The sequence below is a fragment of the Micromonospora chersina genome, assembly GCF_900091475.1.
Lineage (GTDB): Bacteria > Actinomycetota > Actinomycetes > Mycobacteriales > Micromonosporaceae > Micromonospora > Micromonospora chersina.
Window position 1 is genome coordinate 5,931,624 of record NZ_FMIB01000002.1, and the last position, 25,990, is coordinate 5,957,613.

General features: G+C 74.0%; 24 protein-coding genes and 1 other RNA gene. 18 read left to right on the forward strand and 7 right to left on the reverse strand.

Annotated features, from left to right (window positions below; all coding sequences use genetic code 11):
* The first annotated feature begins 99 nt into the window (after nucleotides 1-99).
* Entirely contained in the window at nucleotides 100-1,248 is a 1,149-nt protein-coding gene (locus tag GA0070603_RS27705; RefSeq protein WP_091319804.1) for a polysaccharide pyruvyl transferase family protein, read from the forward strand.
* Nucleotides 1,249-1,254: 6 nt separating this feature from the next.
* Here the strand turns inward: GA0070603_RS27705 and GA0070603_RS27710 are convergent, their stop codons facing one another.
* Nucleotides 1,255-1,461 (reverse strand): DUF8847 domain-containing protein, encoded by a 207-nt coding sequence (locus GA0070603_RS27710; RefSeq protein ID WP_091319807.1) that lies wholly within the window; start codon nucleotides 1,459-1,461, stop codon nucleotides 1,255-1,257.
* Nucleotides 1,462-1,544: 83 nt separating this feature from the next.
* On the opposite strand from GA0070603_RS27710, the gene GA0070603_RS27715 reads away from it, so the two are divergent.
* Complete coding sequence (locus tag GA0070603_RS27715) at nucleotides 1,545-2,066, forward strand: DinB family protein (RefSeq protein WP_091319809.1); 522 nt, start codon at nucleotides 1,545-1,547, stop codon at nucleotides 2,064-2,066.
* A 6-nt stretch (nucleotides 2,067-2,072) separates the two neighbouring features.
* Here the strand turns inward: GA0070603_RS27715 and GA0070603_RS27720 are convergent, their stop codons facing one another.
* Nucleotides 2,073-2,945, reverse strand: a complete 873-nt coding sequence (locus GA0070603_RS27720; protein ID WP_091319813.1) for a carbohydrate kinase family protein — start codon at nucleotides 2,943-2,945, stop codon at nucleotides 2,073-2,075.
* Nucleotides 2,946-3,008: 63 nt separating this feature from the next.
* Between GA0070603_RS27720 and GA0070603_RS27725 the strand changes: the two genes are divergently transcribed.
* On the forward strand, nucleotides 3,009-6,398 hold the full coding sequence (locus GA0070603_RS27725) for a DEAD/DEAH box helicase (protein WP_091319816.1): 3,390 nt from the start codon (nucleotides 3,009-3,011) through the stop codon (nucleotides 6,396-6,398).
* Nucleotides 6,395-7,336 (forward strand): SWIM zinc finger family protein, encoded by a 942-nt coding sequence (locus GA0070603_RS27730; protein ID WP_091319820.1) that lies wholly within the window; start codon nucleotides 6,395-6,397, stop codon nucleotides 7,334-7,336. Before GA0070603_RS27725 ends, GA0070603_RS27730 begins: the two co-directional genes overlap by 4 nt.
* 18 nt (nucleotides 7,337-7,354) lie before the next feature.
* Here the strand turns inward: GA0070603_RS27730 and GA0070603_RS27735 are convergent, their stop codons facing one another.
* Nucleotides 7,355-7,612, reverse strand: coding sequence for a DUF3040 domain-containing protein (locus GA0070603_RS27735; protein WP_089013185.1), 258 nt, complete (start codon nucleotides 7,610-7,612; stop codon nucleotides 7,355-7,357).
* Nucleotides 7,613-8,065: 453 nt separating this feature from the next.
* Here GA0070603_RS27735 and GA0070603_RS27740 point away from each other — a divergent pair, with 453 nt between their 5' ends.
* From GA0070603_RS27740 to GA0070603_RS27760, 5 genes are read left to right on the forward strand one after another with little or no spacing between them, the layout of a single operon-like run.
* Complete coding sequence (locus GA0070603_RS27740) at nucleotides 8,066-10,096, forward strand: DUF1800 domain-containing protein (RefSeq protein WP_091319823.1); 2,031 nt, start codon at nucleotides 8,066-8,068, stop codon at nucleotides 10,094-10,096.
* 14 nt (nucleotides 10,097-10,110) lie between these two features.
* Nucleotides 10,111-11,484 (forward strand): DUF1501 domain-containing protein, encoded by a 1,374-nt coding sequence (locus tag GA0070603_RS27745; RefSeq protein ID WP_244282759.1) that lies wholly within the window; start codon nucleotides 10,111-10,113, stop codon nucleotides 11,482-11,484.
* Nucleotides 11,481-12,896, forward strand: a complete 1,416-nt coding sequence (locus GA0070603_RS27750; protein ID WP_091319828.1) for a ferredoxin reductase family protein — start codon at nucleotides 11,481-11,483, stop codon at nucleotides 12,894-12,896. Before GA0070603_RS27745 ends, GA0070603_RS27750 begins: the two co-directional genes overlap by 4 nt.
* A gap of 13 nt (nucleotides 12,897-12,909) precedes the next feature.
* The gene (locus GA0070603_RS27755; RefSeq protein WP_091319831.1) at nucleotides 12,910-13,497 is read left to right on the forward strand and encodes an FMN-binding protein; all 588 of its coding nucleotides are present in this window, start codon (nucleotides 12,910-12,912) and stop codon (nucleotides 13,495-13,497) included.
* 47 nt (nucleotides 13,498-13,544) lie between these two features.
* Nucleotides 13,545-14,270 (forward strand): FAD:protein FMN transferase, encoded by a 726-nt coding sequence (locus tag GA0070603_RS27760; protein WP_091322360.1) that lies wholly within the window; start codon nucleotides 13,545-13,547, stop codon nucleotides 14,268-14,270.
* A gap of 263 nt (nucleotides 14,271-14,533) precedes the next feature.
* Here GA0070603_RS27760 and GA0070603_RS27765 read toward each other — a convergent pair whose 3' ends face one another.
* A complete protein-coding gene (locus tag GA0070603_RS27765; RefSeq protein ID WP_091319834.1) occupies nucleotides 14,534-15,205 on the reverse strand; it encodes a bifunctional DNA primase/polymerase in 672 nt (223 codons plus the stop codon).
* 243 nt (nucleotides 15,206-15,448) lie between these two features.
* Here GA0070603_RS27765 and GA0070603_RS27770 point away from each other — a divergent pair, with 243 nt between their 5' ends.
* The 7 genes from GA0070603_RS27770 to mctP all read left to right on the forward strand — a co-directional run bounded on the left by GA0070603_RS27770 (nucleotide 15,449) and on the right by mctP (nucleotide 22,229).
* Entirely contained in the window at nucleotides 15,449-16,675 is a 1,227-nt protein-coding gene (locus tag GA0070603_RS27770; RefSeq protein WP_091319837.1) for a helix-turn-helix domain-containing protein, read from the forward strand.
* A gap of 16 nt (nucleotides 16,676-16,691) precedes the next feature.
* Complete coding sequence (locus tag GA0070603_RS27775; protein WP_091319840.1) at nucleotides 16,692-17,273, forward strand: flavoprotein; 582 nt, start codon at nucleotides 16,692-16,694, stop codon at nucleotides 17,271-17,273.
* A 155-nt stretch (nucleotides 17,274-17,428) separates the two neighbouring features.
* Nucleotides 17,429-18,259 carry a Nif3-like dinuclear metal center hexameric protein gene (locus GA0070603_RS27780; RefSeq protein WP_208863088.1) on the forward strand — a complete coding sequence of 277 codons (831 nt, stop codon included), beginning with the start codon at nucleotides 17,429-17,431 and terminating at the stop codon, nucleotides 18,257-18,259.
* Nucleotides 18,256-18,993 (forward strand): zinc ribbon domain-containing protein, encoded by a 738-nt coding sequence (locus GA0070603_RS27785; protein WP_091319847.1) that lies wholly within the window; start codon nucleotides 18,256-18,258, stop codon nucleotides 18,991-18,993. Before GA0070603_RS27780 ends, GA0070603_RS27785 begins: the two co-directional genes overlap by 4 nt.
* A 5-nt stretch (nucleotides 18,994-18,998) precedes the next feature.
* Nucleotides 18,999-20,189: a bifunctional RNase H/acid phosphatase gene (locus tag GA0070603_RS27790; RefSeq protein ID WP_091319850.1), complete on the forward strand. Its 1,191-nt coding sequence runs from the start codon at nucleotides 18,999-19,001 to the stop codon at nucleotides 20,187-20,189.
* Nucleotides 20,190-20,331: 142 nt separating this feature from the next.
* On the forward strand, nucleotides 20,332-20,574 hold the full coding sequence (locus GA0070603_RS27795) for a DUF3311 domain-containing protein (RefSeq protein ID WP_091319852.1): 243 nt from the start codon (nucleotides 20,332-20,334) through the stop codon (nucleotides 20,572-20,574).
* Nucleotides 20,574-22,229, forward strand: a complete 1,656-nt coding sequence (mctP, locus tag GA0070603_RS27800) for a monocarboxylate uptake permease MctP (RefSeq protein ID WP_091319856.1) — start codon at nucleotides 20,574-20,576, stop codon at nucleotides 22,227-22,229. Before GA0070603_RS27795 ends, mctP begins: the two co-directional genes overlap by 1 nt.
* 52 nt (nucleotides 22,230-22,281) lie before the next feature.
* On the opposite strand, the gene GA0070603_RS27805 is transcribed toward mctP, so the two are convergent.
* Complete coding sequence (locus GA0070603_RS27805) at nucleotides 22,282-22,761, reverse strand: MarR family winged helix-turn-helix transcriptional regulator (protein ID WP_091319857.1); 480 nt, start codon at nucleotides 22,759-22,761, stop codon at nucleotides 22,282-22,284.
* Nucleotides 22,762-22,819: 58 nt separating this feature from the next.
* On the opposite strand from GA0070603_RS27805, the gene GA0070603_RS27810 reads away from it, so the two are divergent.
* Entirely contained in the window at nucleotides 22,820-24,052 is a 1,233-nt protein-coding gene (locus tag GA0070603_RS27810) for an MFS transporter (RefSeq protein WP_091319858.1), read from the forward strand.
* Nucleotides 24,053-24,094: 42 nt separating this feature from the next.
* Here the strand turns inward: GA0070603_RS27810 and GA0070603_RS27815 are convergent, their stop codons facing one another.
* Nucleotides 24,095-24,856: a sulfite exporter TauE/SafE family protein gene (locus GA0070603_RS27815; RefSeq protein ID WP_091319859.1), complete on the reverse strand. Its 762-nt coding sequence runs from the start codon at nucleotides 24,854-24,856 to the stop codon at nucleotides 24,095-24,097.
* A gap of 204 nt (nucleotides 24,857-25,060) precedes the next feature.
* Here GA0070603_RS27815 and rnpB point away from each other — a divergent pair.
* Nucleotides 25,061-25,471: RNase P RNA component class A (rnpB, locus tag GA0070603_RS27820), an RNA gene on the forward strand.
* A 246-nt stretch (nucleotides 25,472-25,717) separates the two neighbouring features.
* On the opposite strand, the gene GA0070603_RS27825 is transcribed toward rnpB, so the two are convergent.
* Nucleotides 25,718-25,969, reverse strand: a complete 252-nt coding sequence (locus tag GA0070603_RS27825) for a hypothetical protein (RefSeq protein WP_091319860.1) — start codon at nucleotides 25,967-25,969, stop codon at nucleotides 25,718-25,720.
* Nucleotides 25,970-25,990: the final 21 nt, after the last annotated feature.

Below are 25,990 nucleotides of genomic sequence, written 5' to 3' on the forward strand. Positions count from 1 at the left end.
GCTTCCCGCCCGGCTGTCCGTTTTCGGCAGGGGCCGTCTCAGGCATGTACCCCGGCCCGTGGGGAACGCCGACCGGGACGCACCTGGGGAGGAGCGACGATGACGGATGGCGCCGGACTGACCATCGGTGTGCTCGGCTCGTACGGCGGTCGGAACCTCGGCGACGAGGCGATCCTCACCGGCCTCCTGGCCGACCTGCGCCACCAGGAGCCGAACGCCCGGATCATCGTCTTCTCCCGGAACCCGGCGCACACCGCGCTGGCCCACCCGGACGTGGAGGCGGTGCCCTGGGAGGGGGTCAGCCGGGTCGACTCGTCGGCGGTCCTGGCCCAGCTCGACCTGCTCGTCCTGGGCGGCGGCGGGATCCTCTACGACAAGGAGGCCCGGCGCTACCTGCGGGTCGTCCGGGTCGCGCAGGAGCGCGGGCTGCCGCTGCTCACGTACGCGGTCGGGGTCGGCCCGCTCAGCGAAGGGGTGGACACCGGGATGGTGCGGGAGACCCTGGGCCAGGCCACCGAGGTGACCGTGCGCGACCAGGAGTCGCGGATGGTGCTGGAGGAGGCCGGGCTGATGAACCCGATCACCGTCACCGCGGACCCGGCGTTCCTGCTCACCCCCGAGGACTTCCCGGAGAGCTGGCTGCGCGAGGAGGGCGTGCCGGCCGGCAAGCAGCTGGTCGGGCTGAGCGTCCGCGAACCGGGCCGGGCCGCCGAGCGCCTCGACGTCGACGGCTACCACCGGCTGCTCGCCCAGATCAGCGACTTCCTCGTGCACCGGATCGACGCGTACGTGCTCTTCGTGCCCATGGAGCGCGACGACATCCGGCACTCCCACGGCGTGATGTCGCACATGATCGCCGCCGAACGCGGGCGGATCCTGCACAACGACTACTCGCCCCGGCAGGTGCTCGGCCTCATGAAGCACTTCGACCTCGCGGTCGGCATGCGCCTGCACTTCCTCATCTTCGCGGCCATGATGGGCACCCCGTTCCTGCCCCTGCCGTACGCCGGAAAGGTCTTCGACCTGGCCCAGCGGCTCGGGGTGCCGGCGCTGCGCGGCGTGGAGCGTGAGGTCGAGGGCCCGCTGCTGGCCGAGGTGGACCGGTTGTGGGACGAGCGCGACCAGCGCGCCGACGAGACCGCCCGCCGCGTGGCCGCCGTGTGCGAGCAGGCCCGCGGCACCTCCCAGGTCACCCGCGGGGTGCTGGAGAGCATCCGGTCGCGGACGCTGACCGCTGCCACCGCCTGAGCGGCGTCAGGCCGCCGGACCCCGGAACGTGTACACCCACTCGCGCGCGTGCTCGTCGTCGGACTGCAGCTCGTAGATCTGCGCGTGCGCCAGCCCCTCCGGCCCGATGTGGTGGTGGGTGAGCGGCGGGCGGCCGTTGCTGTCCAGCTCGACGGTGACGGTCTCGCCGTCGGCCGTGCCGCCGATCAGAGGGATCTGCATCGTGGATGCCATGCGCCCATCCTGCCGCGCCGATCGTCGGCCCGCAGCGGGATGAGGGGCAGCGGGCCGGCGGGCCGGGCGACTAGGGTCCGGGGATGGCGGAACCGGCGATCGACCCCACGCTCGGCCCGGTCCTCGCCCGCACGGGCGACGAACGGGCCATCCTCGAATCGTTCCTCGACTTCCACCGGGCCACCGTGCTGCGCAAGGCGAGCCGCCTCTCCGACGCCGAGGCGACCCGCCGCCTGGTGCCCTCCCGCACCACCCTCGCCGGGCTGCTCAAACACCTGGCCCTGGTCGAGCGGAACTGGCTGCCCTGCCTGTTCGCCCCCGGGCCGGGCGACGTCTACCTCACCAGCGAGGCCGACGCCGAGGCCAGCTTCACCCTCGACCCGGGCGAGACCCTCGACGGGCTGGCCGCGGCCTACCGGGCCGCGTGCGACCGCTCCCGGGCCGTCGCGGCCCGGTTCGACCTCGACCACGTGGTGCCGCACCCGCAGCTCGGCGAGGTGTCGCTGCGCTGGGTGCTGGTGCACCTCGTCGAGGAGACCGCCCGGCACGCCGGGCACGCCGACATCCTGCGCGAGCTGACCGACGGCGAGACCGGGGCGATCTGACCGGCCTCAGTCCCGGGGCAGCAGGCCGGCCGGATACTCCATGCCGTCGTGCGTGCAGGCGGCCGCGGCCACCCGGGCGGCGTACCGGGCCGCGTCGAGCGGGGTGGCGCCGCGCAGCCGGCCGGCGATCAGGCCGGCGGCGAACGCGTCGCCCGCGCCGTTGGTGTCGACCACGGCCGACGGCGGGGTGGTCGCCGGCACGTGCACGGGCGGGGTGTCCGGGCCGTGCAGGGTGGCGCCGGCCGCCCCGCCGGTCACCAGCACCGTCCGCGGTGCCAGCCCGGCCGCCAGCTTCCCGGCCCGGTCGCCCAGCCGGACGTCGCTCACGAAGACCAGGTCGGCCGCGTCGGCGAAGGGCCGGTGGTAGTCGTTGTCGCCGTCCCAGTCGTGCAGGTCCGTGGAGAGGGACACCCCGTCGCCGAGCGCGGCCCGCAGCGCCGGCAGCGCGTCGCGGGCCCAATCCATGATCGAGACGTGTACGTGCCGTGCCTCGCGTACCAGCCCGGCCAGCTCGGCCTCGGCGAACGGCGCCGGGCCGGACCAGGGACGCGGGTCGTAGAGCGACATGCGCCGGCCGGCCGGGTCGACCATGTTCACCGAGCGGCGGGTGCCGGCCGGCGCGTCGGCCAGCACGGCGCGTACCGAGGTGCGGGCCAGCGCCGCCCGGACCACGTCGCCGGCCGGGTCGGCGCCGAGCACGTCGACAAGCACCACCCGCAGGCCGAGCGCGTGCGCGGCGAGGGCCACCCCGGCCCCGGTGTTGCCGATCCGCAACTCGATCGGGGGCACGGCCAGCGAGTCGGCGGCCGGCAGGGGCAGGGCGGGCACCTGGGCGCGGATGTCCACGCCCAACCCGCCGATCACGAGCAGATCGACCATGGCGCCGACACTAGACCGCGCCGGCCGCCTATCCTGGCCCCGGGCGTCGTCGAGGGGGAGTGCGTGCTGGTCATCCACGGGTTGTGGCTGCCCGGCCGTGGCCTCGCCCTCTGGGCCGAGGACAGCAGGCTCCCGGCCCGCGCGCCCCGCCGGCCCGGCCGCGCCCCCCGCGAGCGCCCGCACCCCTTCGCCGCCGACCACGCCGCCCTGGCCGCCGCGCTCGGCGGCCCGCCGGGCACGCCCGCCTCCGTGCTGCTCGACCTGCCCACCCGGGCCGGCTCACCGATCGACTCACCCGAGCTGGTCCGCACCGCCGTCGGGGACCCGGTCCGCGGCCCGGTCACCCGCGCCGGCTGGCGGGTCCCCGCCCTGGTGTACGCCCCGGACGCCGCGTTCGCCCTGCTCCGGCCGCTGGAGCCGGCGGAGTCGGTGGCCGGGGCGAGCCTGCGTCACCTGGCCGAGCTGGCCGACTTCGCCGCCGACCTGGTCACCCGCGGCCGCGTCCTGCCCGGTGTCTCCGATCCCGAGACGGCCCTGCTCTCCGCCGGATCCGGACCGGCCGCGGAAGCTGGCCCGGGCGAAGCCGTCCGGCTCAGCGCGGATCCGGACATCCCTCCGGACGAGGGCCGACGGCGTCTGCGGGCGGTCGACGACTCGGACGTGGTGACCGCGGCGGCCGTGTGGCGTCCCCTGCTCACCGGCACGGACGCGGCGTGGACCCGCTCGCTGGCGCTCGCCCTGCCCCCGGCGGCCCGCGCCGCCCGCGAGTGGCACCCCGTCAGCCCGGATTCGGGTGCATCTGTTGTCGCCCGGGCGACAACAGATGCACCCACAGCGGCGGACCGCCTGCCCTCATTGGCGCCGGGCGCCTCATCCGCGTCCGCGCCGGACGGGCCGCCCGTGCCCAGGCCAGGAGGCGCGGCAGTCGTGGGGTCGGGGCCTGTCGAGTCGGGGCTCCAGTGGGCGACGGGGTCGGCGTTCCGGCCCGGTGCCGTCGCGGACGGCGTCGGAGCGGGGGAGCTGGTGGCAGAGGCGTTGGACGCGCTTGTCGACGCCGCCGCGCGGGCCGCTCTCGGCGACAGCCGGCTGCCCCGGGGCATGCGCCCGGGTGGCCCGGTGCCCGGCTGGCTGGCCGCGCTCACCGGCCCGGAGCGGGTCTTCGCCGCCGAGCCGGCCGCCCTGGACCTGCTCCGGGCCGAGCTGGACGCCTGGCAGCGTGACGCCGCGGGCGGCCCGGTGCGGGCCGCGTTCCGGCTTGTCGAGCCGGCCGCCGATCCGGTGGCCGAGCTGGTCGAGGGTGGCGCCTGGCGGGTCGAGTTCGGCCTGCACCCGACCGACGAGCCGGGGCTGGTGGTCGACGCGGCGCACATCTGGCAGCGGCCCGCGCCGGCGCTCGCCGCGCGTGGTGTCGACCCGCAGGAGACCCTGCTGGCCGAGCTGGGCCGGGCCAGCCGGCTCTGGCCCGAGCTGGACGCCGCGCTGCGCACCGCCGCACCGGAGGGGATGGACCTGGACGCCGACGGCGCGCACCGGTTCCTCCGCGAGGGGGCGCCGGTGCTGCACGCGGCGGGCTTCGGGGTGCTGCTGCCCTCCTGGTGGCGGCGCTCCTCCTCCCGGCTCGGCGCGCGGCTGCGGGCGCGCAGCCGGACCGCGCCCGGCACGGTGGCCGTCGCGGCCGGCGGGCTCGGGCTGGACGCCCTTGTCGACTACCGGTGGGAGGTGGCCCTCGGCGACCAGCCGCTGACCGCTGAGGAGCTGGCCTCGCTGGCCGACCTGAAGTCGCCGCTGGTCCGGCTGCGCGGCCGGTGGGTCGAGCTGGACCCGCAGCGGCTGGAAGCGGGGCTGCGGCTGCTCCGCTCCTCGGGCGAGCTGACCGTGGCGGACCTGCTGCGGATGGGGCTGGCCGGTGCCGACCGGGCCGGTGAGCTGCCCGTGCTGGAGGTGGCCGCCGACGGCGCGCTGGGCGAGCTGCTGGCCGGGGAGGCGGAGCGGCGGCTCACCCCGGCCGACCCGCCGTCGGGGTTCGCCGGCACGCTGCGGCCGTACCAGCGGCGCGGGCTGGCCTGGCTGGCGTTCCTCCAGTCCCTCGGGCTGGGCGGGATCCTCGCCGACGACATGGGGCTCGGCAAGACGGTGCAACTGCTCGCGCTGCTCGCCGGTGACCCGCCGGCGGCCGGGCCGACGCTGCTGGTCTGTCCGATGTCGCTGGTCGGCAACTGGCAGCGGGAGGCGGCGAAGTTCGCTCCCCAGCTACGGGTCCACGTGCACCACGGCGCCGAACGGGCCCGGGGCGAGGCGTTCGGCGCCGCCGTGCACGCCGCGGACCTGGTGCTGACCACCTACTCGGTGGCGGCGCGGGACGCGTACGAGCTGGCCGGGGTCGACTGGCACCGGGTGGTGGTGGACGAGGCGCAGGCGATCAAGAACGCCTCCACCCGGCAGGCCGAGGCCGTGCGGTCCCTGCCCGCGCGGCACCGGGTCGCGGTCACCGGCACCCCGGTGGAGAACCGGCTCGCCGACCTCTGGTCCATCATGCAGTTCGCGAATCCGGGCCTGCTCGGGCCGGCCGCCACGTTCAGGAAGAAGTTCGCCGAGCCGATCGAGCGGCACGGCGACGCGGAGGTGGCCGAGCGGCTGCGCCGGATCACCGGCCCGTTCGTGCTGCGCCGGCTCAAGACCGACCCGTCGATCATCACCGACCTGCCGGAGAAGCTGGAGATGGAGGTGCTCTGCAACCTCACGGCCGAGCAGGCGGCCCTCTACCGGGCGGTGGTGGACGACATGATGGCGAAGATCGAGTCCAGCGACGGCATCGAGCGCCGCGGGCTGGTGCTGGCCACCATGACCCGGCTCAAGCAGGTCTGCAACCACCCGGCCCAACTGCTGCACGACGGCTCCGCCCTGCCCGGCCGCTCCGGCAAGCTGGAACGCCTGGAGGAGATCGTCGAAGAGGTGCTCGCGGCGGGGGAGAAGGCGCTGCTCTTCACCCAGTACGCCGAGTTCGGCGGGATGCTGCGCGGCCACCTGTCGGCGCGTACCGGCCGGGAGGTGCTGCTCCTGCACGGCGGGGTGGGCAAGGCCGAACGGGACGCCATGGTGACCCGCTTCCAGTCCCCGGAGGGCCCGCCGCTGTTCGTGCTCTCGCTCAAGGCCGGTGGCACCGGGCTCACCCTGACCGCGGCGAACCACGTGGTGCACGTGGACCGCTGGTGGAACCCGGCCGTCGAGGACCAGGCCACCGACCGGGCGTTCCGCATCGGCCAGCGCCGCCGCGTGCAGGTACGCAAGTTCGTCTGCGCCGGCACGGTCGAGGAGAAGGTGGCCGCGATGATCGCCGACAAGCGCAGCCTCGCCCAGCGGGTGGTGGGCAGCGGCGAGCAGTGGGTCACCGAACTCTCCACCGACACCCTGCGCGAGCTGTTCGCCCTGGAGGCCGGGGCGGTGGTGGAGTGACCACACCGGACGGAGGGTCGCGGTTCGCCGAGTTCGGGCCGCCCCGGCGGGTCGAGGGCGGGCTGAAGGCGCGCAGCACCCGGGGCGCCATCGGCAGTTCCTGGTGGTCGCGGCGGTTCCTGGAGGTGCTGGAGTCCTTCGCGCTCGGCACCCGGCTCACCCGGGGCCGGGCGTACGCGCGCCGCGGCCAGGTGCTCCGGCTCGACGTCGCGCCCGGGCTGGTCACCGCCAGCGTGCAGGGCTCCCGGCCGGACCCGTACCCGGTGCGGATCGGGCTGGCCGCCCACCCGGACGAGGTGTGGGAGCGGATCGAGGCGGAGCTGGCCGGGCAGGCGTTCTTCAGCGCCCGGCTGCTCGCCGGCGACCTGCCGGCCGAGCTGGAGGAGTTGTTCGCCGCGGCCGGGGCGCCGCTGTTCCCGGGCGCGGTCGGCGAGCTGGCCCAGCACTGCGGCTGCCCCGATTTCGCGGTGCCGTGCAAGCACCTGGCGGCCACCTTCTACCTGCTCGCCGAGGCGTTCGACGCGGACCCGTTCCAGCTCCTGCACTGGCGCGGGCGCGCCCGGGGCGAGCTGCTCGACCGGCTGCGTACGCTGCGCGGCGCCGCCTCACCGGGCGGCCCGGCGGCGGCCCCGGACGGACCGGCCGTCCCTGCGGACGCGGGCGGCGCGCCCGGCCCGAACGCGCGGCCCGTGGCCGGTGCGGGTCGGGTCCTGGGTGGCCTGCCGGCGGTCCCACCGGACGACGAGGTCGACCGGTTCTGGCTGTCCCCGGTGGCGCTGCCGGACCGGCCGCCCACCCTGGCCACCGGGTCGGAACTGCTGCTGCGCCAGCTCGGCCCACCCGGTGCCGCGATCGGCGGCCCGGGCCTCGTCGAGCGGCTCCGCCGGGCGTACCGGCAGTTCGGTCGCGAAGCGACGGACGCGGACGACGCGCGCTGACCGGCGCCGCCGGCACGGTCATAGCCAGCGGCGGCGGAACCGCCACATGAGGCCGGCGTTGGCGAGCAGCACCACGGCGCAGATCGCGCCGGCCAGCCGCCCGGCCAGCACGGTCATCGCCGGCAGCGAGGCCCACAGCACGATCGTCAGCAGCATCAGGTACCGGCCTCGGCGGGCCCGGGCCCGGTGGTCGAGCCGGGCGAAGAACTGCGGGTCGCTCTCCCGCAGCTGGCGGGTGATCTGTTCGAACCTGCGCTGATCCTCTTTGCTGAGCATGGCGGTGCCTTCCCCTCACGGCTTCAGCGGTTCGGCGGCATACCCGCAACGGGGGCGGGTCACGCGCCGCTCCTGCTGCTGGTTTCGGCCGAGCCGGACGGGGCTGGACGCACCGGTCGGAGACCTCAGCACGGGCTTATCCGTGCCTTAAGTTTCCCTGAGCGGTTGAACGCCGCGAACAGCGCCGTGACGGCGAAAAACGTTACGTCCGGGCGGTCACCGCCCGGGTTGCCCCTGCTCCGGGCACCGCCGGTCCGGGCCGGTCCCACCGGCCGCCGCGGAGCCGGCCTGAGCACCGTCTTAAGTGCCCTCCGGGGCGCCGTCGGCGTGCCTTGAGCGCCCGGGAACGCGTGGCTACTTTCCCGTAGCAACTCCTCCGGCAACCGTCGCCGCCCCTCCGCCCACCCCCTGGGCGGCAGGCGAGCCGGCGCTCGAAGAAAACGGGACAGCTACATGGCCGACCTGAACGTGCCACCGCGTCGACCCCGGGACGACCGCGGCTGGGACGGATTCCCGCACCCCCATCCGGACGGGTACCGCGACAACGCCATGCCGTACGCCGGACCCGGCGGCCACGCCACCCCGGCGGCCCCGGCGTCCGGTCCCCAGTGGGTCGGACCCCACGGGTTCGCCGGCGGCGGCCACCCCCAGCCGTCCGGCGGGTACGCCCCGCCGCCCGGCCCCGGACTGCCCAACCTGGACGACGACGAGGAGCCGCGCCGCGGCCGGCGCCGGGCCCTCGTCGCGCTCGGCGGCGCCGCCGTGGTCGCCGGCGGCGCCGCCCTCGGCCTCTCCCCGCAGGTCCGTGGCCTGTTCTCCGACGACCCGGTCGCCGGCGACGCCACCGGCACGGTGGTCACGGACGGCACCTCGGCCCGCCCGAGCGGCCAGCAGCCCAGTACGGTGCGCACCTACACCGAGCAGAACGAGAGCTACATGGGCTCACGGGCCGGCGCGGCGCTCAAGCGCAACGCCCCGTCCGGTGGCCGGATCTTCGCCAGCCCGGCGGCCGCCGCGGCGGCCACCCAGGTGACCGTCAAGACGGTGCTCGCGAAGGACCCGATCCGCCACCTGGCCAGCCGGGCCACCTTCGGCCCGACGCCCAAGGTGCTCGCCGACATCAAGCGGCTCGGCATCGACGACTGGCTGCGCCAGCAACTCGAACCGGAGAAGATCGCCCCGACGAAGGCGGAGCTGAAGCTGGCCGAGCTGCCCTCGCTGAAGCTGAGCCCGACGCAGCTGCGCGACCAGCGGGACCAGCTCAACGAGCGGGGCGTCGACCCGGCGCGGGAGACCGTCGACGCCACCATCGCCCGGCAGATCTGGTCGGACCGCCAGCTCTTCGAGGTGATGGTCGACTTCTGGAACGACTTCCTGCACGTCGCCGCCGACTTCGACGGCGGCGAGATCTACCGCAACTCGTTCGACCGGGACGTCGTCCGCAAGCACGCGCTGGGCAGCTACCCGGAGATGCTGGTGGCCGCCAACAAGCACCCGGCGCTGCTGATCTACCTGAACCAGACCGAGTCCCGCAAGGACGCGGTCAACGAGAACCTGGCCCGGGAGAACCTGGAGCTCTACTCGGTCGGCGTGGACGGCGGCTACACCGAGAAGGACGTCCGCCAGGCCGCCCTGCTCCAGACCGGCCGGGGCGTGGCCGACGGGAAGTACGTCTTCCACGCCGACCGGCACTACCTCGGCAAGGTGAAGATCCTCGGGTTCAGCCACGCCAACAACTCGGCCGACCCGAAGGCCGCCGACAAGGTGATCGACGACTACATCCGGTACATCGCGCTGCACGCGTCGACGGCCGGCTACGTGGCCCGGAACCTGGCCACCCGGTTCGTCTCCGACACCCCGCCGAAGTCCCTCGTGGACCGGTTGGCCAAGGCGTACACCACGAACCGGGGGCAGATCCGGCCGGTGCTGGCCACCCTGTTCAGCTCCTCGGAGTTCTGGGCCGCGGTGGGCCAGAAGGTCCGCCGGCCGATGGAGTACCTGGTCGCCACGTACCGGTCGCTGGGCGTGGGGCCGGAGGCGTCCCCGGGCTTCGACGGCGACAAGCGGCGCACCCCGTTCGCCCAGGGGCTGCGGCAGGTGCAGGACAAGATGCGCGAGCTGGGCCAGTTCCCGATGGGCAAGCCCACCCCGGACGGCTACGCCGACGTCTACGTGGCCTGGACCTCCGCCGGCACCATGGTCGACGGCTGGAACGAGGCCGGCGACCTCATCGGCGGCTGGCGCAAGCAGTTCACCTACGTCAAGCCGGAGAAGCTGGTGGCGAAGCCGCCGGCGACCGCCGGGGCGTACGTGGACGCGCTGGCCCAGCGGCTGGTGCACCAGAAGCTGAGCGCCAAGGAGAAGGCCCTCGTGCTCGGCGTGGCCGGGGTGCCGGCCGGCGCCAAGGTCGACGCCACCTTCAACGGGGCCATCGCCGCCGTCGCGCGGACGATCCTCGCGTCCCCCCAGCACCACCTCCGGTGAGGCATTCGATGGAGATGACCGTGAACCCGTACCCCCTGCACCCCGAATGCCCCGACCTGCGGCGGCTGGCCGACAACCCGACCGAGGCGCTGCTGCGCGCGGAGGCGGACATCGTCGCGGCGGAGAACGCCGCCGAGGCGGACCGCTACCGCCGGCTGGAGGAGCTGGAGGAGGCCCAGCAGGACGGCCGGGGCGTCACCCGGCGTACGTTCGTCGCCGGCGCCGCGGCCACCGCGACCGCCCTGGCCACCGCCCAGTTCGTCACCACCTCGGCGTCGTTCGCGGCGACGAAGACCGGCACCCTGATTCACGTCTTCCTCTACGGCGGGCTGGACGGGCTGAGCCTGGTCGCCCCGGCCGACGACCCGGTGCTCAGCAGGACGCGCCCCGACCTGCTGCTCGGCAACGACTCGCTGGCCCTCGGCCGCGGCTTCAAGCTGACCAGCGCGTTCGCCCCGCTGGAGCAGTGGCTCAAGGCCGGCCAGCTCGGCTTCGTGCCGGCGGTCTCCGACCCGCGGCTGTCCCGCAGCCACTTCCAGGCCGCCGACGCCTGCAACCTGGGTGGCCTGCCCGGCGAGACCGGCGGCCGGGGCTGGCTGGACAGCCTGGTGGACACCCTCGGCAAGGGCACCGCGTTCCGCAGCGTCGGCATCGGCAGCACGCTGCCCCGCTCGCTGGTCGGCGTGAACGGCGCCATCTCCCTCAACAACGTCGGTGAGCTGCGGCTCAACGGCGACGACCGGTACCGCGCCGCGACCGAGAAGGCGATCCGCGGCCTCTTCACCGGGATCAACCACCCGGTGGAGGAGGCGGTGATCGAGGGGATGGGCGCGCTGGCCACCGCGCAGAAGCTCGCCGCGAAGCCGTACGCGGCCGCCGCCGGGGTGAAGTACGAGGGCGTCGGCTACGCCTTCCAGCAGCTCGCCCAGCTCATCAAGGGCGGCGCGAACGTCCGGGTGGCGACCGTCGGCATGGGCGGCTACGACACCCACGAGAACCAGGGCACCCGCGAGGGCGGCCAGCTCTGGCGGCGGCTCAACGAGCTGGCCAACGCGATGGCGGCGTTCTTCACCGACCTCGGCGACCGGGCCGCCGACGTGACGGTCATGGTGTCCAGCGAGTTCGGCCGGCGGGTCGCCTCGAACCAGGGCGGCACCGACCACGGGCACGGCGGGGTGGTCACCATCCTGTCCGGCCGCAAGCTCGCCGGCTCGCTCCTCGGCACGTGGAACGGGTTGAACGATCTGGACAGCGGAGACGTACCCGAGTACAACAACATGTTCAACGTCTACGGGTCGGTCGCGCAGGGTCGGTTCGGACTGACGACCGCGCAGGTGGACAAGGTCTTCCCCCGGCAGAAATACGCCCCCATGAAGCTGTACGCGTGACATATCAGGACACCTACGCCGCCGGCCGCCGTACCGGGCCTTCCGCCCCGTACGGCGGCCGTCCGGCTGCCCCCGTACCCCCGGGCCGGCCGCGCCGGGGGCCCGGCGGGCGGCGGGCGCTGAACGGGGCCTTCTGGCTCGGCCTGGTCGCCGCTGTGCTGCCCTGGTGGCTGGCCACCCCGCCCGGCTCGCTGGCCGACACCACGGACGTGCTCACCGCGGCCGGCCGGATCACCGGCCTGGTCGCCGGCTACCTGCTGCTCGTCCAGGTGCTCATGATGAGCCGGCTCGGCGTGCTGGAACGCTGGCTGGGCGGCGAGCGGATCTCCCGGGCGCACCGGGACGTCGGCGCCACCCTGCTGGTGGCGGTCCTCGCCCACCTGGCGCTGCTGGTGGTCGGCTACGCCCGGATGGAGAAGAACTCGATCCTCGGCCAGGTCGGCTCCCTGCTGACCCACTACGAGGACATGGTCTCCGCCTTCGTGGCCGCCGGCATCATGGTGGCGGTCGGCGTCACCGCGGTCCGGGGCGTCCGCCGCCGGCTGCCCTACGAGCTCTGGCACCACCTGCACCTGACCAGCTACCTCGCCCTGCTGCTCGGCTACGGGCACCAGTTCAGCAACGGCGCCCAGCTCTACGAGCCCGGCCCGGTGCGCACCGGCTGGATCGCCGCGTACCTGCTGGTGGTGGCCGCGCTGGTGTGGGGCCGGCTCATCGCCCCGCTGCGCTTCAACCTGCGGCACCGGCTGCGCGTCGCCGACGTGGTCGCGGAGAGCCCGGACACCATCTCGATCTACCTGACCGGGCACCGGCTCAACCAGATCGACCTGCTCGGCGGCCAGTACTTCCGCTGGCGCTTCCTCAACCCCGGCTGCTGGTGGCAGTCGCACCCGTTCTCGCTCTCCGCGGCGGGCAACGGTCGCTGGCTGCGGCTCACCGTGAAGGTCGTCGGCGGGCACACCGCCGAGCTGCGTGATCTCCACCCGGGCACCCGGGTCTGGGCGGAGGGGCCCTCCGGGACCTTCACGGCGGCGCACCGGACCCGCGAGCGGGCCCTGCTGATCGCCGGCGGCAGCGGCATCGCCCCGCTGCGGGCCATGCTGGAGGAGTTGCCGCCCGGCGCGGCCCTGATCTACCGCGCCCGCACCCCCGCCGACGTGCTGCTGCACAACGAGCTGGACTGGCTGGCCCAGGCCCGGCGCACCTCGGTCTGGTACGTGATCGGCTCCCGCGACGACCCCGGCCCGCGGCAGGTGATGAGCCCGGAGGGGCTGCGCCGGCTGGTGCCCGACCTGACCCGCCGCGACGTCTACCTGTGCGGCCCGGGCGGCCTGGTCGACGAGGCGGTCCGGGTGCTGCGCCGGGCCGGGGTGCCGCGCCGGCAGATCCACCTCGCGACCTTCGAGCTGTAGAGAGGCCCCGTCCATGCGTCGCGCGCTCCTCGCGATCACCGGCCTGGCCGCCAGCACCACCGCGCTGGTGGTGCTCAAGGGCACCCCCGGCACGAGCCAGGCCGCCCAGGACCGGCCGGTCGCCGAGGCCCCCGCCGTCCCGGGCGGCTCGGCGGCCCCCGAGTCGACGCCCGGCGGCGTCACCCCCTCCGCCCGGCCCGGCGCGACGGTGAAGCCGAGCGTCAGGGCCGGCGCCAGCCGCACCCCCGGCGCCCGGACCAGCAGCGCCACCACCAGGGCCACCACCGCCGCGCCGCGGACCACCACGAGCGCGCCGAAGGTCACCACCCGGACGGTCACCGGGCCGGTGGTCACCTACAAGTACGGCTCGCTCCAGGTGCGGATCACGCTGAGCGGGAGCCGGATCGTCGACGCCACCGGCCTCGGCATGCCGCTGGACGGGCAGTCCGGGCTGCGCAGCGACGACGTGCAGGCCCGTTACAGCGGCAGCTCGGGCGAGGTGGTCGCCAAGCAGAGCGCCAACCTGAGCGCCGTCTCCGGTGCCACCTACACCAGCACGGCCTACAAGCAGTCGCTCCAGGCCGCGATCGACAAGGCATGAAGCCGGCGGCCGCTCGCCGTCCCGGCCTGCGCCGGGTCGAGCAGATCATGGGTACGGCCATCAGCCTCGACCTGGCCGACGACCTGCCCGCCGCCACCCTGCACGAGCTGGCCGAGCGGACCTTCGCCTGGCTGCGCGAGGTGGACGCCCGGTTCAGCACCTACCGGGCGGACAGCGAGGTGTGCCGCCTGGACCGGGGCGAGCTGCGGCTCGCCGAGGCGTCGGCCGACGTGCGGGCGGTGCTGGAGCGCTGCGCCGACCTGTGGACCGGGACCGACGGATTCTTCGACGCGTACGCCACCGGGCGGCTGGACCCGTCCGGCTACGTCAAGGGCTGGGCGGCGCAGGTCGCCTCGGACCGGCTCGTCGCGGCCGGCGCCCCGAACCACTGCGTGAACGCCGGCGGCGACGTCCGGGTACGCGGTCACACGGCCACCGGCGACCCGTGGCGGATCGGCGTCCGGCACCCCTGGGACCCGGCCGCCACCTGCCTGGTGCTGACCGGCACCGACCTGGCGGTCGCCACCTCCGGGGTGTACGAGCGCGGCCACCACGTCGTCGACCCGCGCCGGGGCGCCCCGGCCGTCGGCCTGCGCTCGGTCACCGTGGTGGGCCCCGACCTCGGGGTCGCCGACGCGTACGCCACGGCCGCCGTCGCCATGGGCGAGCCCGGCATCGCCTGGCTGGACGGCCTCCCCGCGCCCTGGCGCCACGCGGTCGTGACGGAGGACGCCCGCCTCCTGCGCTCCCGGGCCCTGCCGGTGACGACCTGAGCCGGGGCGACGGGGGTCAGCGGAGCGGACGGTGGGTGGTGGCGGGGCGGGAGCCCCGGGGGCGCGAGCCGCGGGGCCGGGTGCCCCACGGGCGGGTGAACACCCAGCGGTACGGGCGGCGCCGGTGCCGCGGTGGCTCGGTACCGCCGCTGTGGCGGGCCGCGTCGTCCTCGGACATCGTCAACCCCCGCTCTGGCGCGCGTGCGCCCTCACCAGGCACAACGAGTGCGACGCCGGTCAGGTCGCTGTCCGGGAGCCGTCGGTCAGCAGCCGCGCCGGGGGAGGGGGAGCTGGCCGGGGAGCAGATCGGCGGCGAGCGTGATCCCGGCCGCCCGTAACGCCGCGATCAGCGCGTTCTGCACCAGGTACGAGTCGGGCAGCCGCCAGCGCGCCTGCTCGGGGGCGACCGCCCAGCGCACCGTCCCCTCGGGCAGCCGGGTCGGCGGGGCCGGGATCCACGAGCCGGGACCGTGCCGGACCACGTGGAAGCAGTGCTCCAGCTCCGGCCGCAGCGGGTCGCCGGGGCGGACCAGGAACATCCAGCGGCCGGTGGGGGTGACCAGCACCGGACCGCGTACGCCGGCGCCGGCCGGATGGGTGGCGACCGTGTCCAGCACGTGCCGGCCCAGGTCCGCCGCGACCTCCAGCACGTCGAACGCGCGCCCGGTGGGCAGCAGCACCCCGTGCGGGCGGCTGCGCCACCAGGTGGCCACCCGGGCCGGGTCGGCGCTCGCCGCGTGCTCCCAGTTCTCCAGGGCGGGATGGCAGCCGACAGTGGGGCAGCCGGCCCGGCCGCAGACGAAGCGGCTGTTGGCCAGGCACGCGCCGGGGGTCACCTCCCAGCCGTGCGCGGCGTACCGGACGGCGACCCGGCGCAGCCGGACCCGTTCCAGCGGCGACAGGTGAGCCACGCGCGGTCCGACATTCCCCCACATGTGTGCCACCCCTTCTCGCCCCACCCGGACTGTCCACACGCCACATCTCGAAGGCCGTCACTGCCGTAACCCACACTCGTTGAGCTGACGAACGGCTGATGCAACTTGCACGAAAACTACGAGAACTGGCCGTACGGCCGACGTACAGAGTGTGCGACCAGCGAAAACCTGAAAACCGAAGGACCGTCGCGATTGGTCGACCGGGGGGATCAGCCGGACGCGGGCAGGGGGAGGGATGGCGAGATGGACGAGCTACCCATAGGCCGGCGGGTGGCGTACTGGCGGAGCCGGCGCAAGATGTCCCAACAGGTCTTCGCCGACCGGCTCGGCAAGTCCAAGAGCTGGGTGGACAAGGTGGAGCGTGGTGTCCGGCGGCTGGACAAATTCTCCGTCGTCTACGAGATCGCCGACATCCTCCAGGTCGACGTGCAACTGCTCCTCGGCAAGGACCCGGAGCGGCGTACCGACGCCCTCAACTGCATCGACCAGGTCGAGGTCGAGGAGATCCGGGCGGCGCTGGAGCGCTACGACTCGATGAGCGCGTACTTCGACGCGGCGCCCTACCCCCCGCCGCTGACCGACATGCGCAAGGCGGTCAACCACGCCTGGCTCACCTACCAGTACGGCCGCTACGGCATGCTCACCCGCGCCCTGCCCAAGCTGCTGCGCGACGCCCAGGCCGCCGACGCCGGCTACGGCGGCGACCAGGCCCGGGAGGCCGCCCACCTGCTCGGGCAGGTCTACCAGATCGCCTCCTCGGTGCTGCGCAAGCTCGGCGAGTGCGACCTGGCCTGGCTGGCCGCCGACCGCTCGATGGCGGTCGCCCAGCGGGCCGACGACCCCCTGCTCGCCGGCATCGCCACCACCCGGGTCTGCAACGCCCTCGTCGCGATGGGCCGCCCCCGCCCCGCGCTCGAACTCAACGTGCGGATCGCCAACCGGCTCGCCCCCGGCGGCGAGAACGACGTCCGGCCGGAACGCCTCTCCGTCTACGGCATGCTGCTGCTCCAGGGCGCGATGGCCGCCGCCCGGATCGGCGACTCGGCGACCGTGGACGACCTGCTGACCGGGGCCGCCGAGGCGGCCACCCTGCTCGGCGGGGACCACAACCACTACTGGACCTCGTTCGGCCCGACCAACCTGGAGCTGCACCGGGCCGCCGCGGCCGTCGAACTGGGCGACGGCGGCCGGGCCGTGGAGACCCACCACCGCCTCGCCGAGCCGGCGTTCAACGCGCTGCTGCCCGAGCGGCGCGCGCACCACCTGCTGGACATCGCCCGTGGCTTCGCCCAGATCGGCGACGTCGCGAACGCCGGGGACATGCTGCTCCGCGGCGACCGGCTCGCGCCCTCCGAGATCCGTTGCCGGCCCATCGCCCACGAGGTGATGTCGGACGTGCTCCGTCGCACACGGGGTGCGCCGCCTTCGCCGATCGCGGAGTTGGCTGAGCACATGGGAGTCGGAGTATGAGCGCGCGGCCGATCGGATGAGCGGTCCGCACACCAGCAACGGGCACCGTCGGGTGCTCTACGTCATCGCCTGCGGTTCGCCGCTGGCCCGTCACGTCGGCCGGCTGGTCGACCTCGCCCAGCAGGAGGGCTGGCAGGTCTGCGTGGTCACCACGCCGGACGGCGCGAAGTTCGTCGACCGGACGGCCCTGGCCCGGCAGACCGGTCACCCGGTCCGCACCCACTACAAGAACCCGGGCGACCCGGACGTGCTGCCGCCGGCGGACGCCATGCTGGTCTGCCCGGCGACGGTCAACACCGTCAACAAGTGGGCGGTCGGCATCGCCGACACCCTCGCCCTCGGCCTGCTCGTCGAGGGACAGGGGCTGGGCGTGCCGATCGCCGCCGTGCCGTACACCAACGTGGCGATGGCCGCGCACCCGGCGTTCCGGGCCAGCCTGGCCCGGCTGCGCGAGTGGGGGGTCCGGGTGGTCTTCGGCGACCACGTCGTGCCGCTGCACCCGCCCGGCACCGGCGAGCGGCACCTGGACGCCTTCCCGTGGGGAGCCGGCCTGGCCGCCCTGCGCGGCGTGCCGCGGCCGGTCGCCCCGGTCGGCTGACCGCCTCCGGACCGGCCCGGCGGGAACCGCCCCCGCCGGCCCGGTCCGGTCCCGCCAGCCCGGCCCGGTCCGGGCCAGCCGGCCCGAGCGGCGCCCCGACGCCGGTAAGCTGGCCGGCCGTGAGCACAACCGGATCGCCGCCCACCGTCGCCGACGTGGTGGCCGCGCTGGACCGCCGCTACCCGCCGGCCTGGGCCGAGGAGTGGGACCGGGTCGGCCTGGTGCTCGGTGAGCCCGCGAACCCGGTCCGGCGGGTCGCCTGCGCGGTCGACGTGGTCCCGGAGACGGTCGAGGAGGCGCTCGCCGCCGGGGCCGACATGATCGTCGCCCACCACCCGCTGCTGCTGCGCGGGGTCTCGTCGGTGGCCGCCACCACGTACAAGGGCCGGATCGTGCACCGGTTGATCAAGGCGGACGTGGCCCTGTACGTGGCGCACACCAACGCCGACGTGGCCGACCCCGGGGTGTCCGACGCCCTGGCCGCCCGGTTCGGGCTGACCGGGCTGCGCCCGCTGCACCCGCCCCGCCCCGGCTCGCCCGCCGACGGCCCCGGCCGGGGCATCGGCCGGATCGGCGAGCTGCCCGCCCCGCTGACGCTTGCCGAGCTGACCCGGCACGCCGCCGCCGTGCTCCCCGTCACCGCCTGGGGAGTTCGCGCCGCCGGGGATCCCGGGCGTATGGTTCGTACCCTCGCCGTCAGCGGTGGCTCGGGGGACAGCTTCCTCGCCGAGGCGACCGCGGCCGGGGTGGACGCGTTCCTCACCGCCGACCTGCGCCACCACCCCGCCGGCGAGCACCTCGCCGCCGGCGGGCCGGCCCTGCTGGACGCCGCCCACTGGGCGACCGAGCGACCCTGGCTGGACGACCTGGCCGCCCGGCTGCGGGACGAGCTGGGCGTCGAGACCGTGGTGTCCGACCTGGACACCGACCCGTGGACCGTGCACGCCGCCGCGCCCCGACCGGACGACAAGGAGCCCCGACCGTGAAGGCTGACCCGAAGGTGCAGCGCCGCCTGCTCGACCTGCAGGCGATCGACACCGCGCTCGCCCAGCTCGCCCACCGCCGCCGGACGCTGCCGGAGCTGGCCGAGCTGGAGGCCCTGGCGCGTGAGCTCTCCGCCCTTGAGGACGAGCGGGTCCGCGCCCAGGTGGCCGTGGACGACCTGGACCGGGACATCGCCCGGATGGAGAAGGACGTCGAGCAGGTCCGGGCCCGCAAGAGCAAGGACGAGGCCCGGCTGGCCGCGGGCAGCGGCCCGGCCCGCGAGCTGGAGGCGCTCCAGCACGAGCTGGCCTCGCTGAACCGCCGGCAGAGCGACCTGGAGGACGCCGAGCTGGAGCTCATGGAGCAGCGGGAGACCGCACAGGGCGTGCTCGACGGCGTCGAGCGGCGGATCGCCGAGGCCCGGGACCGGCGCGCCGCGGCCGAGCAGCGCCGCGACGACAGCCTCGCCGAGATCGCCAAGGAGGAGGAGTTCAAGCGCGGCTCCCGCCAGCCGCTCGCCGGCGACCTCCCGGCCGACCTGGTCGCCCTCTACGAGAAGATCCGGACGGACACCGGGCTCGGCGCGGCGCTGCTCACCGGCGGCCGGTGCGGTGGCTGCCGGCTGGAGCTCTCCGGCGCCGATCTGGCACGCATCCGCAAGGCCGATCCGGACGACGTGGTCCGCTGCGAGGAGTGCCGGCGGATCATGGTCCGGACCAACGAGTCGGGGCTGTAGCCGCCGTGGCGGTTCGCGCGGTCGTGGTGGAGGCCGACGGCGGGTCCCGGGGCAACCCGGGGCCGGCCGGCTACGGCGCGGTGGTCCGGGACCCGGCGACCGGTGAGGTGCTGGCCGAGCGCGCCGAGTCGATCGGCACGGCCACCAACAACGTGGCCGAGTACCGGGGCCTGATCGCCGGGCTGGAGGCCGCCGCCAAACTGGGCGCGGCCGAGGTCGAGGCGCGGATGGACTCCAAGCTGGTGGTCGAGCAGATGTGCGGCCGCTGGCAGATCAAGAACCCGGGGCTGCGGCCGCTCGCCGCGCAGGCCGCCGGGCTGGTCGGCCGGTTCGCCAGCGTACGGTTCAGCTGGGTGCCCCGGGAGCGCAACAAGCACGCCGACGCGCTGGCCAACGCGGCGATGGACGCCGCGGCGGGCCTGGCGCCGACCGGGCCCGTGGTGCAGCCGCCGCGCGAGGTCGCGGTCCCCGAGCCGGCCGTGCGAGAGGTGGCCGCGCGCGCCGCCACCGGCCGGGCCACCGGCACCGACCCGGCCACCACGCCGGCCTCCTGGGAGCCGCGCGCGACCGAGGAGGCCACCCGGCTCATCCTGGTCCGGCACGGCGAGACCGAGCGGACCGTGCAGAAGCGCTACTCCGGCCGCGGTGACGTGCCGCTGACCGACCGGGGCCGGGCGCAGGCCCGGGCCACCGCCGCCCGGGTGGCCGCCCTCGCGCCGTCGGTCGCGGCCGTGGTCACCTCCCCGCTGTCCCGGTGCGCGGCCACCGCCGAGGCGATCGCCGCGCTTGTCGGCAACCCGCCGGTACGCCCCGACGACGACCTCATCGAGTGCGACTTCGGGGTCTGGGAGGGGCGCACCTTCGCCGAGGTGCGCGACGGCTGGGCCGGCGAACTGGACGCCTGGCTGGCCTCCACGAGCGTCGCCCCGCCGGAGGGCGAGTCGTTCGCCGCCGTCGCCGAGCGGACCGGCCGGGCGGTCGACCGCCTGCGGAAGGCGTACCCGGGGGAGACCGTCGTGGTGGTCTCCCACGTGTCGCCGATCAAGCTGGTGCTGCGCGACGCCCTCGCGGCCGGCGACGCCTTCCTGCACCGGCTCTACCTGGACACCGCGGGCGTCTCGGTGCTCGACCTGTACCCGGACGGCGGCGTCGCGGTCCGCTCGGTCAACGACACCGCCCACCTGTCCGACCTCTGACCGACCGGCCGCCACCGGCCGTTCGGCGCACGCGGGCGGCCGCTCGGCGCATCGCCGTCCTCCGGGAGAACGTGACCGCGTTCACAGGGTCGTAGCCTCCGGCCGTCACATGGCAGGTTACGACTTCCCGGAGGTGTGTCACATGGCCTCACCAGAACCGGAGGCGCCGACACCGGCGCGATCCAGGGCGAAGGACCACAGTCCCTGGAACTGGTTGCTCTTCATACCGATCGTGGTGCCGCTGATCCCGGCCTTCTTCAACGCCGACTCGCCCCGGCTGTTCGGGTTCCCGCGTTTCTACTGGCTGCAACTGGCCTGGATCCTGCTCGGCGTGGGGACCACCACGCTGGTCTACCAGATGACGAAGAAGCGGGGTGACCGCTGATGTGGCGCGACCACCTCACCGAGATCATCGTCTTCAGCCTCCTCTTCCTGCTGGTCAGCGCCATGGGCTTCGTGGCGGCCCGGTGGCGGGCGCCACGCGACATGGCGCACCTGGACGAGTGGGGGCTGGGCGGGCGCAGCTTCGGCGGCTGGATCACCTGGTTCCTGGTCGGCGGTGACCTCTACACCGCGTACACCTTCGTGGCGGTGCCGGCGCTGATCTTCGGGGCCGGGGCGGCGGGCTTCTTCGCCGTGCCGTACACGATCGTCATCTACCCGCTGGTCTTCCTGGTGCTGTGCCGGCTCTGGTCGGTGTCCCACCGGCACGGCTTCGTCACGCCGGCGGACTTCGTCCGCAACCGGTTCGACTCGCCGATCCTGGCGCTGCTGGTGGCGGTCACCGGCATCGTGGCGACCATGCCGTACATCGCCCTCCAGCTGGTCGGCATCGAGGCGGTGCTCAAGACGATGGGTGTGACCGGGGACAGCGCGCTGGCCCGGCACCTGCCGATCATCATCGCCTTCGCCATCCTGGCGGCCTACACCTACCAGTCCGGGCTGCGCGCGCCGGCGCTGATCGCCTTCGTCAAGGACTCGCTGATCTACATCGTGATCCTGGTGGCGGTCATCTACCTGCCGTACAAGCTGGGCGGCTGGGGCGACATCTTCGACGCGGCCGACGCGAAGTTCAAGGCGTCACCCGCTCCCGGCGACGGCATCCTGCTCAACGCCAACAACCAGCTCCAGTACGTCACCCTGGCGTTCGGCTCGGCGCTGGCGCTCTTCCTCTACCCGCACAGCATCACCGGCGTGCTGGCCAGCCGGAACCGGGACGTGATCAAGCGGAACATGTCCGCGCTGCCGGCGTACAGCCTGCTGCTCGGGCTGATCGCGCTGCTCGGCTACATGGCCATCGCGGCCAACGTGAAGCCGCTGCCCGGCGCCAAGGCCGGCAGCGTGGACGGCAACACGGTGGTGCCGCTGCTCTTCGACAGCCAGTTCCCGGACTGGTTCGCGGGTGTGGCGTACGCGGCCATCGGCATCGGCGCGCTGGTGCCCGCGGCGATCATGTCGATCGCGGCGGCGAACCTGTTCACCCGCAACATCTACAAGGAGTACCTGAAGCGGGACGCCAGCCCGGCGCAGGAGGCGAACGTCTCGAAGATCACCTCGCTGGTGGTGAAGGTCGGGGCGGTGGCCTGCATCGTCTTCCTCGACCCGCAGTTCTCCATCGACCTCCAGCTCATCGGCGGCGTGATCATCCTCCAGACGCTGCCGGCGGTGGCGCTGGGCCTCTACACCCGCTGGTTCCACCGCGGCGCCCTGATCGCCGGCTGGGTGGCCGGCATGGGGCTCGGCATGTGGATGCTCTACCAGGTCGGGAACCCGACGACCGGCAAGAAGCACTTCGCCGGCTCGGCCTTCCCGCTCTCCGAGTTCGGCTTCGACACCAAGAAGACGATCTACGTGGGCATCGTGGCGGTGCTTGTCAACCTGGCGGTGGCCGCGCTGCTCACAGTGGTGCTGCGGGCCGCGAAGGTGGCCGACGGGGTGGACGGCACCACTCCGGACGACTACTTCGCCGACGAGGGCGACCCGCGGGTCACCCCCGGCCCGGACCGCGACGCCGAATCTGCTCGCGAGCCGGTCGCCTGACCTGAGGAGCGGGGCCCCGGCCGACGCCTGGCGTCGACCGGGGCCCCTGCCGTCACCTGCGCCGGTTGCGCGCGTCCAGGGCCTCGTTGAGGCGGTGCAGCAGGTTCGCGAGGGTGTCCCGGTCGTCGCCGGTCCAGTCGGCCAGGATGTCGCCGTAGAGCCGGGTGCGCGCGGCCCGTACCGCGGCCATCCGCTGGAGGCCGGCCGGGGTCGGTGAGATCACCGTGCCGCGCCCGTCGGCCGGGTCGGGGGTACGCGCGATCAGCCCGTCCCGCTGCATCGCGGAGACCTGCCGGGTGACCGTGGAGCCGTCCAGGTTCAGCCGGGCGGCCAGCGCCGAGACGTTCTGCGGGCCGGCCTTGTCCAGGTGCCGCAGGATCACGTACGCCGCTCGGTCCAGCACCCGGTGCTCGGCGGTGCCCGTGGCCCGGCGGGTCGCCTCGCCGAGGCGCATGAGCAGCGCGATCTCGGTCTCGATCCGGCCGAGCGTGGCGGCGTCCGGGTCGGTTCCCGTCGTGTGGTCGTCCCTCATAGCTGTATGATACAACAGAATTACCTGTAAGATACAGCTATCTGTCTGGAGGCGCGGAGTGGATCGGCGATCCGAACCCAACCGCAGTGCCATCTACGCCACCACCCTGGTGGCCTTCCTCGCCATCGCCGGCATCGCCGTGGTGGACCCGATCCTGCCCGCCATCGGCGAGGCCATCGGGGTCACCGCCTGGCAGGTCGAGCTGCTGTTCACCGCGTACATCGCGGTGATGGCGGTCGGCATGATCCCGGCGACCCTGGCCAGCGGGAGGTTCGGCTTCAAGCCGGTGCTCGTCACCGGCGTCTCGGTGGTCGGCGTGGCGGCCATCCTCGCGTCGTTCAGCAACGACATCGTGCAGCTCTCCGTGCTGCGCGGCGTCTGGGGTCTGGGCAACGCGATGTTCTTCGCCACCGCCATGGTGGTGCTGGTCAACCTCGCCAACGACCGGGAGTGGGTGGTCGGCCTCTTCGAGACCGCGCTCGGTCTCGGCTTCGCCGTCGGCCCGCTGATCGGCGGCCTGCTCGGCGAGGTGAGCTGGCGGCTGCCCTTCTTCGTCTGCGGCGTGTTCATGGTGCTGGCGCTGGCCGTCGCGTCGCGCAAGCTCCGCGAACCGGCCCACAAGCAGCCCCCGGTACGCCTCGGCGCGATCTTCGCCACCTACCGCAAGCCGGCGTTCGTCACCCTCTGCGTGGTCACCGCCGCCTACAACTTCGTGTTCTTCGTGGTGCTCGGCTACACGCCGCTCTACCTGCACCTCGACGTCATCCCGCTGGGCCTGGCCTTCACCGGCTGGGGCCTCGGCCTGGCCGCCGGCATCCTGCTGGTCGGCCACCGGCTGGCGCACCGGATCGGCGCCGTGCAGACCGTCGGCGTCGCCATCGCCGGCCTGCTGGTCTGCATGGTGCTCTTCGCGACCTCCACCGGGACCGCCATGTCGCTGGTGGTGCTGGTGCTCGCCGGCCTGTTCATGGGCCTGGCCAACGCCAACCTCACCGACCTGGCCCTGGGCCTCGGCTCCCACGACCGCCGGGTCGCCACGGGCGCGTTCAACCTGGTCCGCTGGGGCGCCGCCGCGCCGGCCCCGATCATCTCCGGCAAGCTCGCCGAGCACGGCCTGGCCCTGCCGTTCTGGGTCGGCTTCGGGGTGCTCGCCGTCGGCGTGCTGGTCTACCTCGCCTTCGCGCACGTGATGGCCGCCGGCTACGGCGAGCGGGTGCTCTGGTCCCGCTGGAACTCCGCCGCCCGCCGCAACGAGCACGCGCCGGAGGAGCCGGTCGGCGAGGCGTACTGATCCCGCGGAGGGGCCCCTCGCCGGGGCCCCTCCCACGGTCGGTCAGCCCAGGGCGCGGTAGAGCAGGTAGAGACCGATCACGGTGCCGAAGACCACGATGAGGGTCTTCAGCACCACCGGCGGGAGCCGGCGGACCAGCCGGGCGCCCACGTACCCGCCGACCAGGGTGGCCGGCGCCACCACCGCGACCGCGGCCCAGTCGACCGGGCCGAACAGCGCGAACACCACGAGCGTGGTCAGCCCCACCACGGCCGAGAGCAGGTTCTTGATCGCCGACACCCGGGCCAGCGTGGTGTCCAGCACCAGGGCCAGGCCGGCCACCAGCATCACCCCGAGGGCCGCGCCGAAGTAACCGCCGTACACCGTGCCCAGCGCCACCATGGCCTGCACGGTGACGGTACGGCGGCGCGGGGCGAGGTCGGCCGGATGGCCGACCAGCCGGCGCAGCGGGTCCTGGAAGGCCAGCACCGCGGTCGCGCCCAGCACCAGGAACGGCACCACCAGTTCGAACGCGCGTGCCGGGGTCGCCAGCAGCAGCACGCAACCGACGACCGTGCCGGCCACCGCGGTGGGCAGCAGCGGCCAGAGCGCCCGCCCACGGGGCAGGTCCATCCGGCTGCCCGCCACGCTTGCCACGTAACCGGGGAATACCGACACCGAGTTGCTGACGTTGGCGGGCACCGGGGGCAGGCCGATCGCGATCAGGGCCGGGAAGGTGATCAGCGAGCCGCCCCCGGCCACCGCGTTCACCGTGCCCGCGGCGAGACCGGCGGCAATCAGCAGCGCGACGTCGGAGAGCTCCATGATCCCGCAGGCTAGCCCGCCCACCCGGCCCCCGCAGAACCCCCGCCCCCGGCCCCCGCGCGCCTTCGCCTGGTTGATCAAGAAGTTTGCGTCGGGATCCGGCCTCCCCGCGACGCGAACCTCTTGATCAACGCCGGAAGGACGCGGGTCGCGGGGTGGAAATGGGGGCGGGTCGCTCGTCGTTAGGATGGAGAGCGCGACGGACGAGTCGACCGGGCGGTCGCGTCGACGGGCTGTGGCCCGTCGCCGAGGAACGTCCGGACTCCACAGGGCAGGGTGGTTGCTAACGGCAACCCGGGGTGACCCGCGGGACAGTGCCACAGAAAACAGACCGCCGCTCCCTAAACGGGACGGTAAGGGTGAAACGGTGGGGTAAGAGCCCACCAGCATCCCGGGTGACCGGGATGGCTCGGTAAACCCCACCCGGAGCAAGGCCAAGAAAGAGCCGTCACCGCAAGATGACGGTTCGCGCAGACGCTTGAGGGCGGCCCGCCCGATGTCTGCGGGTAGGCCGCTGGAGCCTGCCGGCGACGGTAGGCCGAGATGGATGGCCGCCGCCGGCCGCCCTTCGGGGCGTGCCGGTGACAGAATCCGGCGTACAGGTCGACTCGTCCGTCGCCCACCAGGTCAGCCGCCGTCACATGGTGGCTGACCTGCTTTTTTGAACCGCCTCGCCGGCAGCCGGCTGTCGTGCTCCGCTTGATGCGTTACACGGTGGCGTCACTTGATGGGTGACACACAGCCCTTAGCGTTGGCTACCTGTTGTGACGGTGGAGCGACGACGGAGCTTGCCCGGAGCTGGTTCGACCGTGCCAACCGGGCCGCTCGTGAACCTGGCGCGGACTGTAGGCAGCCCGTCAGCTAGATGTGCGAGACGACCTGCCTGAGTGGGTGACCCAGGATGGCCTCGACCGCGCCGATCTCGTCGGGGGTGAACTCGTACTCCGCGCGAGCCGGGTTGGCGACTGCAATCTCGAAGCGAGCAAAGCCGCTGGGCCAGTCGAACTTCAGGGTGTCCAGCGCGACTGCCGTCTCGCAGCACGGAACCGTCACGATCAAGCTGTCGAACTCGCCCTCGGTCTCCTCGATAAGGTCCTCGTACCAACCCCCCACGGTGGCTCGCGTGAACTGGAC